Here is a 9,312-nt window from a genome sequence, read left to right on the forward strand (position 1 = left end):
TGATCATATTAGATTTGCCGAAAATTATCTTGATCGTCAAGATAAATTGATTTTATAGGGAGGCCTGTCAGTTGTCAACAAGAAATACCAGAAGCGAGACGGAGGAAACCGCGATACAGTTATTCCGAAAGATGGCCACAAGGACGATCCTTTTTCATCAGGCGGCCGCTCAATCTCTCGGTCTGTTTCCGACCGATTTGAAATCAGCTGATATCTTAAATGAAGCAGGCCCGATGACCGCAGGCGAGCTTGGGAAAAAAACCGGCCTCAGCACAGGTTCGGTAACGGCGCTCATTGACCGGCTCGAAAAAGCGGGATATGTCATGAGGAAAAAAGACCCCGAAGACAAACGGCGGGTGATCATCGTGCCGCTGACGGCCGGGAAAGCGAATGTGAAGCAATTGTTCAGCTCCTTATCCCAGTCCACGATCAGCCTTTGCCGGCAATATAAAGAAGAAGAACTGCGGCTGATATTCGATTTTTTAGGAAAAGCGACGGACATGATGGAAGACGAGCTTGAGAAATTAAAATAATATATCATAGCACGGCCCATTCATGAATAACTTGTACAAGTTGCATGAATGAGGGGGAAGCCAATGAACATCTTTTTAAGCTACATCGTTCTCGGGCTGTCATTGTCAGCACCTGTCGGACCGGTCAATGCGGCGCAAATTGACAAAGGCATCAAAAACGGCTTTTGGCATGCATGGATTTTCGGTCTTGGCGCCATGGCCGCGGACGGGCTGTATATGATTCTGATCTATTTCGGGCTGTCTCAATTTTTGACGGCGCCTTTCGTTAAAACGTTTTTGTGGCTCTTCGGTTTTTTTGTGCTGACCTATACGGGAGTCGAAACGTTAAAAAATATAAGGGAAGCCATGAATGTCAGAAGCGGAAAAGGAAAACCGGCTTTTTACAAAACATTCGGCGCGGGATTTTTTATTTCTCTTTCCAATCCGCTGAGCATTTTATTCTGGCTCGGCATATACGGGAGCATTCTCGCTAAAACCGCTGAATCCTTCGATGCAAATCAGCTTTTGATTTACAGCTCCGGCATTCTTCTCGGCATTTTGATCTGGGATTTCTGCATGGCGGTCGCCGCGAGCACTTTCAGAAATCTCCTTCATGAAAAAGCGCTCCGCTGGCTGACGGGAGCGGCGGGTGTGTCTTTGATCGTTTTCGGGTTTTATTTCGGATGGCAGGGGATTCAAATGCTCATCTCATAAATAGAAGAGTCACCCATCGCCTATCTCCATCATAACGTATCATGACGATACTGGAGGTGGGCCGATGACAAGCGGGCTGTACACAAAAAGTTGCCTTGAGGAAAAGTTATTGGATCTGCCAAATTGGCAGAGAGTCGCTTTTGAGCTTCTATCAGAAAAAGTAGGCGATAAAGCGGACGCGTTTCCGTGCATTCCCGGACGTCAGGGATTTTTGACAGATCAGCTCCGGATATCTTTTGCGGGTGATCCCCGCGAAGAGGGAACCCCGGAGGAAGTGGGGATGCTGCTGTCCGAGTACGGAAAGATCTCAAGGGATACCGGAAGATACGCGTCGCTGCTTGTGATTTTTGATACGCCTGAGGATTTAGCTGAGCATTATTCCGTTGAGGCGTATGAAGAGCTGTTCTGGTCTTTTTTAAACCGGCTGAGCGGCTGCGACCCGAATGACTGGCCGGAAGACATGCCGGAAGACCCTGAACATTATAAATGGGAGTTCTGCTTTGACGGCGAGCCGTATTTTATTCTGTGCGCGACGCCTGGGCATGAAGCGAGACAAAGCAGAAGCTTCCCGTTTTTTATGCTGGCGTTTCAGCCGAGATGGGTTTTCGAAGGATTAAATGATTCAACCGCGTTCGGACGAAACATGAGCCGGCTGATCAGAAAACGCTTAGAGGCGTATGATGAAGCCCCTCTTCATCCCCGATTGGGGTGGTACGGAGGAAAAGACAATTTAGAATGGAAGCAATATTTCCTCCGTGATGATGAGACGCAAGTGTCAAAGTGTCCCTTTTCTTATTTGAAGAGACTGTTTAAACCGACGAAATAAGCTATGATCCGGCAGGGCTGTGTCCCTGCTTTTTTTGTACGATCCATGTCACGATCGCAATGACGGCGAGAAAACAAAGGCTGACCAGAAAACCGGGCCGGCTCGATTTCTCAAACAGCGTCCCGGAGACGGCCGCGACAATCAGCACAAGGGCGATAACAATCTGTACGGTTCCCATCTTTGTCGTTTCAAGCAGTTTCTTGCCCGAGAACAAAATGAACAGCCACGTATAAAGAAGCATCAGGCCCGCCGCGGTTGTCATGTGTTCATATATATTTTTCGGCAGCACCAATGACAGGATGATGGAGACGATGAGTCCGGCAAACGTCAATCCGAGCGCAGGCCAGCAGATTTTTTTGTTTTCCTTTAATCTGAAGCATTTCGGCGCATCTCCGTCATCTGCCATCGTACAAAGCAATGTCGTCACGGCAAACAGCGAGGCGACGAGCGTGGAAAATCCCGCAATAATAAAAATCCCGTTAAAAATATCAAGAATGATATCTAAATGAAAACCCTTCAGCGATGTAATAAACGGGCTGTCCTGTTCGGTGAATTTGCCCAGCGGCACTAACAGCAGCGCCAGGCCGAGAGAAATGACGTAAATCACCGCAAGAACGGCAAGCATCAGCCGGCCTGATTTTGAGGCTTCCTCCGGTTTTTTCAAGTGTACGGTCATCAGCCCCAAGACTTCAATTCCTCCGAAGGCGTAAAACGCATAAATCAGTCCCGTCCATAACCCCATCGCTCCGTGCGGGAACAAATCCTTTGATTCGTTCGGCACCTGCACATCCGGTTTATGAGAAAATATACCGCACAGCGCCAATATGGCGATCACGATAAACATAAAAATCGCCGCCGTCTTGACAACAGCGAGCACATTTTCCGTTTTTTGAAAAACGGACAGCCCCGTAAATATAATCAAAAGACCGAGCACCGCATAGATGGAGGCGAAAATCCACAGCGGCACATTCGGAAACCAATGCTTTGTAAACAGCGAGATCGCTGTCAGCTGGCTTCCAGTGATCAGCATCTCGGACGACCAGTACACCCATCCGTTGCTGAAACCGGCCCAAGTGCCGAAAGCCTTTCTCGCATAAGCGCAAAAAGACCCCTTTTCGGGCTGTTTGGCCGAAAGCTTCGCGAGCTGCTCAAAGACAAAATAGGTGCCAAGCCCGGCAATAAGAAATGAGATCAGCGCGGAATATCCGCTTTTGACAATAGCGATGCTGGACCCGAGAAAAAAGCCCGTCCCGATTGTGCAGCCGACGCCGATTAAGGAGAGCTGCCACCAAGCGAGATTTCCTTTAGGCTGGTCCTGTGATTTACCCATGAAGTTCAACCCCTTTATCAAAGCTTAGATTGCGGCCGTCAGAAGGGGAATATACATCCAATAAATTGCTTTACATGAAACAAACGGCCCAAGTTCATAATAGAAGAAAAAAAGGAGCAGTCTGATGACACAGCAATTTATCGTACCGCCGAAAAAAGGGCTCGGCCTGAAGGTTCACAAAGGGCAGATTATAAAAGTAGTCGATGTGGAAGGACAGCAGGTGGCTGATTTTACGGCGTATCATGCCAAGGACTTTTATGAACATCTTGATCAGGGCGCGACGATTGATGCCAACCAGTCCATTCATGTAAAAACGGGTGATCATATTTATTCGAATTTATACAAGCCGATGCTGACGCTGATTGAGGATACAGTCGGCAAGCATGACCTGCTGCTTCCCGCCTGCCGTCCGGATATGAACAGGCTTTTATACGGAAAGCATAAAGACGAGCTCCAGGATACGTGCTATGACAATATGAGCGGGGCGCTTGAACCGTTCGGGGTGCCGCGGCCGCATATGCATTACCCATTTGCCATCTTTATGAACACGGTGCTCGATGAGAAGGGGAACTTATCAGTCGAAACGCCTCTTTCTGACGCGGGTGATTATGTACGGCTCCGTGCGGAAATGGATCTCATCGTCGCGTTTTCATCCTGTCCGATTGAAAAAGGAAAATGCAACGGAGACAGCATCACGGCGTTGCGGGTGGAAATCAGCTGATCCCGGTGTATTTGATTCACTTAAAATCTGCACCTGTGCTATATTTAACAGAGAGTCGTACATAGTGGCATGATTCATTTTCAGCATGAACGGGAAATGGATCATAAAGAAACAATGCAGGAGGAGTGATTGGGATGAGCATCCAGAAACAAATTATGAATGATCTCCATGTAAAGCCCTCAATTGATCCGAAACAAGAAATTGAGGACAGAGTGAACTTTCTGAAACAATATTTGAAAAAAACAGGTGCCAAAGGCTTTGTGCTCGGCATCAGCGGGGGGCAGGATTCCACGCTTGCGGGACGCCTCGCCCAATTGGCGGCTGAAAGCATCAGAGAAGAAGGCGGAAACGCTGAATTTATCGCCGTCCGTCTTCCGCACGGCACACAGCAGGATGAGGATGACGCCCAATTGGCGCTCAAATTCATTAAACCTGATAAATCATGGACATTTGATATTAAGTCCGCTGTCAGCGCGTTCGCTGATCAGTATAAGAAAGACACGGGCGATCAGCTGTCTGACTTTAACAAAGGAAATGTAAAGGCCAGAATGAGAATGATCGCTCAATATGCCATCGGCGGACAAGAGGGGCTGCTTGTCATCGGAACCGACCATGCGGCCGAGGCGGTGACCGGTTTCTTCACGAAATACGGTGACGGCGGAGCTGATCTGCTGCCGCTGACCGGATTAACGAAACGCCAGGGCAGACGTTTATTAGAAGAGCTCGGCGCGCCGGAACGCCTGTATTTGAAATTACCGACGGCCGATCTGCTCGATGAAAAACCGCAGCAGACTGATGAGACCGAACTCGGCATCACATACAATGACATTGATGATTATTTAGAAGGCAAGGACGTTTCTTCCGAAGTGATTGAGGCGCTGGAAAAACGCTATCTCAGTACGGAGCATAAGCGCCAGGTGCCGGCATCGATGTTTGATGATTGGTGGAAATAGAATGAAAAAAACCTCCCTTTTGAAAGGGAGGTTTTTTGTTTATTTCATTTTTATTTATCTACACTTTCATAAATCCCTACCCAATACCCTTTGCTGCTGTCATAGTATTTGCTTTTGAAAATCCATTTTGTTCCATCTAAAACGAAAGAAGCAGCGAAATTGCCGTTAGGGCTTTGAACGAGTTTGATGGCATTAATGCCGGCATCTGCTTTCGTTGAGATTGGGCTATTTTCCGCGGATGCGGATGCTGTTGGTGATGCGGCAAAGGCAGGAGCGGCAGACATCAGTAAGGCAAGAGACAGCGCAGAACCGGTTAACACTTTTTTGAATTTCATTTCGAGCACTCCCTTTTCAAATGAAATGTGTTACAGTGTTAATAATTAGATAATTATCCATAAAATTCCTTCTTTATTTCTAAAATTTTTTTCTTAATTTGAAAAAACATCCCTTCAGAGGGGCTTTTTATTTATTGATCCATTTGCATGGATCAGGGACATGTTTTCAAAACGTTTTTTTATTTGATACGGATATGATTCAGCTTCACCATCAATCTGTCGGTGAATCTTCGAAGGCTTCCTCTCGAATCAGGCTCAAGAGGCAGATTTGCTTGGGCAGCGATCGTTTCTGCGACCTGCTGAATAGACATTTGGTCTGTATGGAGATGTTCTGTGAAGAGGCTATCAGACAGGCTGTTGATGCAGCGGTCGATTTGTTTTGCGGCCCAGGAGTTTTTTCCTTCCGCTCTGGTGCGCAGGCGTTTCAGCAATGTTTCCTTTGAAGCCAGCAGAGTAAAGTGGTGAATGGTCCGGCCATCCTGTCTCAGCCTGCTGATAATGTCATGGAAGTATTGATCGTTCGTAATGGTCATGGGCACAATGATGATGCCCTGATATGTATCTGACAAATAGGAAAGCATGCTGTAATTGAATTCCCGCCACAGAGGGTAGCTTTGAAAGTCATCTTCAGCGATATCCGGCGGTATCATCGAACGCATCGCAAACCCCATCTTTTCAGGATCATATATGTAAGACGGTTTCAGTCTTCTGTGCAGTTCAAACGCTGTTTGTGTTTTTCCGGAACCGAAAGCCCCATTTATCCAAATGATCATCATGATATCCCCCTTTTTTTATATGATACAAAAAAAGACCCTTCGATCGAAGAGTCAGCGGGAAAAAACAGACGTATATTCGCGGAGCGATTCCTTTATATGCGTAAAGGCATGTTCTCCAAAATACTCAAGAGAAACAAAACCGTCATATTGTCTGTTCATCAGCTCTTTTAAAAATGCTTTTTGATCGATATCTCCTTGAAAAATCGGAGTTGGCTTGCTGAGATACCAGTTGGCAAAATCCCAGTGATAGTTTTTCAGATGAATGTGGCTGACGGTATGATACAGTTTTTCCAAAGCGGACATTTGGTCAACGTGATTGACGTGTAGGTTGGAGCCGTCAAAAATGGTGCGGACCCGCGGATGTCCGACATCCTCCAAAAATGCCAGCGCCGCCTCCGGTGTATCCGCGTACGTATCGTAATGAATCTCAAGCCCGATATCGACTTCATAGTCATCTGCGAGCCGTGCCGCCTGCTGAAATTGATCAACCGCACGTTGCCACTTTTCCGGTGACGTCCGGTGCGAAGGAAGATTGCCGGCAAAGACCCTGATCAAGGGACTGTGCAGCTGTCGTGCCGCGCTTAATGCCCTTTGAACATCCTTTAACGCCTGCCTTTCATCCTGAGTGGCGAAGTCAGTGTACAAACTGACGGCAGGCACCCTGATGCCTTCCTCCTGAAGCTGCTGATAAAGCCTGTCGAGCGGGCCGATTTCCTCTATATATTGTTTAGCGTGTCCGTACCACAGTTCGATTCCCTCAAAGGAGTGCTCCTTCGCGAAAGAAATGATGTCGAAAATATGCTTTTTCTTAAATCCTGTCGTGCAAAAACTCAGTTTCATCGATAATCCTCCCGTAACTGTCTATCATATGTGTACTTTTTCCCCGGGTGCGATACGGATAAACAGGTGAAAAGGGCAGACACTTTTTTATAAGCGGGGTGTGTCTGCATCAGGTCAGTGCGGCACACAAATTGTTTAACGCTTTTTTGCGTCAAAGTATTAAATAATTAACCGAAGTGTTGTACAATTAATTTCATTCGAGTAAGGGGGGAGAAGCCATTGAAAAAAGAAACGGAGCTGAGGGCCTTCAGTCCCGTCCGCAATAAACCGACTCGCGCTCGTTATGTGATATTGGTTCTTTTGTTTTTTATCACTGCGATTAATTATATAGACCGAGCCAGTGTATCTATTGTCGGCCCATCCATTCAACATTCGCTGAACCTAAGCCCCGCGCTTTTGGGCATCGTTTTTTCTGCGTTCAGCTGGACCTATACGGGGATGCAGATTCCAGGCGGGCTCATTTTGGATAAATTCGGGTCAAAACGGACATACGGAATTTCTTTATTTGTGTGGTCGGTTTTTACCGGAGTACAAGCTTTTGCGACAAGTTTCGGGTTTCTATTCGGCTGCCGCCTGCTCATCGGGATAGCTGAATCGCCGGCGTTTCCGGCAAACAACCGGATTGTCACGACATGGTTTCCAAGGCGGGAACGCGCCTTTGCGACGGGTGTTTATACGGCGGGGGAATATGTCGGGCTGGCGTTTGCCACACCGGTTTTATTCTGGGTGTTAACGGCATTTGACTGGCGCGCCGTATTTATTTCCTCAGGGGTGCTCGGAATTGTTTTCTCCATTTTCTGGTTTAAAATGTATCACGAGCCGAACGGGTATCGGAAAGTGAATCGTGAGGAGCTTGATTATATTAAAGAAGGCGGCGGACTGACTGAGGTGTCTGATGCAGCCGGCAGGATATCGTGGGCGGATTTCGTCCAGCTTCTAAAATACCGCAAGCTTGTCGGATTGTATATCGGCCAATTCGCCGTAGCCTCCACGCTGTTCTTCTTTTTGACATGGTTTCCGACTTATCTGGCGGAGGCAAAGCACATGGCTTTCTTAAAAGTCGGCTTCGCCGCATCAATCCCGTATATCGCCGCTTTTTTCGGCGTATTGTTCGGCGGATTTTGGTCTGACGGCATGATGAAACGGGGGGTGTCGGTGAACGTTGCCCGGAAAACGCCCGTCATCCTCGGTCTTCTGCTGACAGGCTCCATCGTGCTTGCGAATGTTACGGATTCTGCTCCCGCGGTTTTGACGATCTTATCCATTGCTTCTTTTGCGCAGGGCATGTCCAATATATCCTGGACGATGCTGAGTGAGGTCGCGCCAAGCGAAACAATCGGATTGGCAGGGGGCGTCTTTAGCTTTTTCGCCAATATGGCCGGCATTATCACCCCGCTTCTCATCGGGTTTATCGTTTCTGCGACCGGTTCATATAACGGAGCGATTCTGTTTGTCGGCGCTGTCGCATTTATCGGGGCATTTTCTTATATTTTCATTGTCGGAAAGGTGGAACGCATTAAGCTCCGATAGAAAGAAAAACTCATCTCTTCTTATAAAGGATGGGTTTTCTTTCATTGCATTATCTCTATATTTCAATATTGAGTTATCATATAATAAACATAACTTTTTCATTTCTTAGGAGGATTTCGCCGAAGATGAACGCAAAACGTGCCATTCCCGTAAGAGAAAGAAATATCGTACTGATCGGATTCATGGGTGTCGGAAAGACGACAATCGGCCAGCTGGTCGCTAAGAAACTATACAGAGACTTTATTGATATTGATTTGCAGATTGAGAAAGATTTCAATATGTCCATCCCTGAAATGTTTGAGAAAAAAGGTGAAGCCTTTTTCCGTCAGACTGAAAAGGACTATATATTAGATATCTGCCGCAATACGAAATTCAAGATCGTGTCGCTTGGGGGCGGTTCGTTTAAACAAGAGGAAATCAGACAGTGCTGCCTTGAAAACTGTCTCGTGCTCCATCTTGATTTATCATGGGAGAATTGGAAGCAGCGGGCTGACCTGCTGATTGAAAGCCGTCCTGTTCTGCATAACCGTTCCATGGATGAAATGCAGCAGCTCTTTAACGAGCGCCAAAGCATCTATGATAAACATAATTCAAAAGTGGCGACGGATAATCTGGAACCAGAAGAAATAGCCGATTATATCGTAGAAACGTTAAAAATCGGCTGGGACTTGTATCAGCCGATGTAAAAAAAGCCGTGACGCTGTGAGGGGACTGACCCCATAAGATGAGACAAATAAAAACACCTTCAAGTTTGAATACGGATGATTGTTATCCG

At 47.0% G+C, this 9,312-nt stretch carries 11 protein-coding genes; 7 read left to right on the plus strand and 4 right to left on the minus strand.

Translation table 11 applies throughout. The features are described from left to right. The first annotated feature begins 71 nt into the window (after positions 1-71). The 3 genes from BGM27_RS17760 to BGM27_RS17770 all read left to right on the plus strand — a co-directional run bounded on the left by BGM27_RS17760 (position 72) and on the right by BGM27_RS17770 (position 2,052). Positions 72-533, plus strand: a complete 462-nt coding sequence (locus tag BGM27_RS17760) for a MarR family transcriptional regulator (RefSeq protein WP_003156626.1) — start codon at positions 72-74, stop codon at positions 531-533. Between the two features lie 63 nt (positions 534-596). After that, positions 597-1,226: a LysE family translocator gene (locus tag BGM27_RS17765; protein WP_007409057.1), complete on the plus strand. Its 630-nt coding sequence runs from the start codon at positions 597-599 to the stop codon at positions 1,224-1,226. A 64-nt stretch (positions 1,227-1,290) separates the two neighbouring features. Then, positions 1,291-2,052 carry a YqcI/YcgG family protein gene (locus BGM27_RS17770; RefSeq protein WP_007409058.1) on the plus strand — a complete coding sequence of 254 codons (762 nt, stop codon included), beginning with the start codon at positions 1,291-1,293 and terminating at the stop codon, positions 2,050-2,052. A gap of 1 nt (position 2,053) precedes the next feature. Here the strand turns inward: BGM27_RS17770 and BGM27_RS17775 are convergent, their stop codons facing one another. Then, on the minus strand, positions 2,054-3,382 hold the full coding sequence (locus tag BGM27_RS17775) for an amino acid permease (protein WP_007409059.1): 1,329 nt from the start codon (positions 3,380-3,382) through the stop codon (positions 2,054-2,056). Positions 3,383-3,506: 124 nt separating this feature from the next. Between BGM27_RS17775 and BGM27_RS17780 the strand changes: the two genes are divergently transcribed. Together BGM27_RS17780 and nadE are read left to right on the plus strand one after the other, a co-directional pair. Beyond that, positions 3,507-4,103, plus strand: coding sequence for a DUF1989 domain-containing protein (locus BGM27_RS17780; protein WP_007409060.1), 597 nt, complete (start codon positions 3,507-3,509; stop codon positions 4,101-4,103). Between the two features lie 134 nt (positions 4,104-4,237). Then, a complete protein-coding gene (gene nadE / locus BGM27_RS17785) occupies positions 4,238-5,056 on the plus strand; it encodes an ammonia-dependent NAD(+) synthetase (protein WP_007409061.1) in 819 nt (272 codons plus the stop codon). A gap of 50 nt (positions 5,057-5,106) precedes the next feature. Here nadE and BGM27_RS17790 read toward each other — a convergent pair whose 3' ends face one another. The 3 genes from BGM27_RS17790 to BGM27_RS17800 all read right to left on the minus strand — a co-directional run bounded on the left by BGM27_RS17790 (position 5,107) and on the right by BGM27_RS17800 (position 7,007). Then, on the minus strand, positions 5,107-5,391 hold the full coding sequence (locus BGM27_RS17790) for an antimicrobial peptide LCI (RefSeq protein ID WP_007409062.1): 285 nt from the start codon (positions 5,389-5,391) through the stop codon (positions 5,107-5,109). Positions 5,392-5,570: 179 nt separating this feature from the next. Next, entirely contained in the window at positions 5,571-6,164 is a 594-nt protein-coding gene (gene tmrB, locus BGM27_RS17795; RefSeq protein WP_007409063.1) for a tunicamycin resistance ATP-binding TmrB, read from the minus strand. 54 nt (positions 6,165-6,218) lie between these two features. Continuing rightward, positions 6,219-7,007, minus strand: a complete 789-nt coding sequence (locus BGM27_RS17800; protein ID WP_007409064.1) for a sugar phosphate isomerase/epimerase family protein — start codon at positions 7,005-7,007, stop codon at positions 6,219-6,221. Between the two features lie 219 nt (positions 7,008-7,226). On the opposite strand from BGM27_RS17800, the gene BGM27_RS17805 reads away from it, so the two are divergent. Beyond that, complete coding sequence (locus BGM27_RS17805) at positions 7,227-8,537, plus strand: MFS transporter (RefSeq protein WP_020953875.1); 1,311 nt, start codon at positions 7,227-7,229, stop codon at positions 8,535-8,537. A gap of 125 nt (positions 8,538-8,662) precedes the next feature. Next, positions 8,663-9,223 carry a shikimate kinase gene (locus tag BGM27_RS17810; RefSeq protein ID WP_003156609.1) on the plus strand — a complete coding sequence of 187 codons (561 nt, stop codon included), beginning with the start codon at positions 8,663-8,665 and terminating at the stop codon, positions 9,221-9,223. The last annotated feature ends 89 nt before the right edge of the window (positions 9,224-9,312 follow it).

Origin of the sequence: Bacillus sp. FJAT-27001 (assembly GCF_019039175.1) — a bacterium.
GTDB lineage: Bacteria > Bacillota > Bacilli > Bacillales > Bacillaceae > Bacillus > Bacillus velezensis.

Excerpts from the sequence above, each read along its gene's own strand:
- BGM27_RS17765 (WP_007409057.1), top strand. The coding sequence starts at position 597 with ATGAACATCTTTTTAAGCTACATCGTTCTCGGGCTGTCATTGTCAGCA.
- BGM27_RS17770 (WP_007409058.1), top strand. The coding sequence starts at position 1,291 with ATGACAAGCGGGCTGTACACAAAAAGTTGCCTTGAGGAAAAGTTATTG.
- BGM27_RS17775 (WP_007409059.1), bottom strand. The coding sequence starts at position 3,382 with ATGGGTAAATCACAGGACCAGCCTAAAGGAAATCTCGCTTGGTGGCAG.
- BGM27_RS17780 (WP_007409060.1), top strand. The coding sequence starts at position 3,507 with ATGACACAGCAATTTATCGTACCGCCGAAAAAAGGGCTCGGCCTGAAG.
- nadE (WP_007409061.1), top strand. The coding sequence starts at position 4,238 with ATGAGCATCCAGAAACAAATTATGAATGATCTCCATGTAAAGCCCTCA.
- BGM27_RS17790 (WP_007409062.1), bottom strand. The coding sequence starts at position 5,391 with ATGAAATTCAAAAAAGTGTTAACCGGTTCTGCGCTGTCTCTTGCCTTA.
- tmrB (WP_007409063.1), bottom strand. The coding sequence starts at position 6,164 with ATGATCATTTGGATAAATGGGGCTTTCGGTTCCGGAAAAACACAAACA.
- BGM27_RS17800 (WP_007409064.1), bottom strand. The coding sequence starts at position 7,007 with ATGAAACTGAGTTTTTGCACGACAGGATTTAAGAAAAAGCATATTTTC.
- BGM27_RS17810 (WP_003156609.1), top strand. The coding sequence starts at position 8,663 with ATGAACGCAAAACGTGCCATTCCCGTAAGAGAAAGAAATATCGTACTG.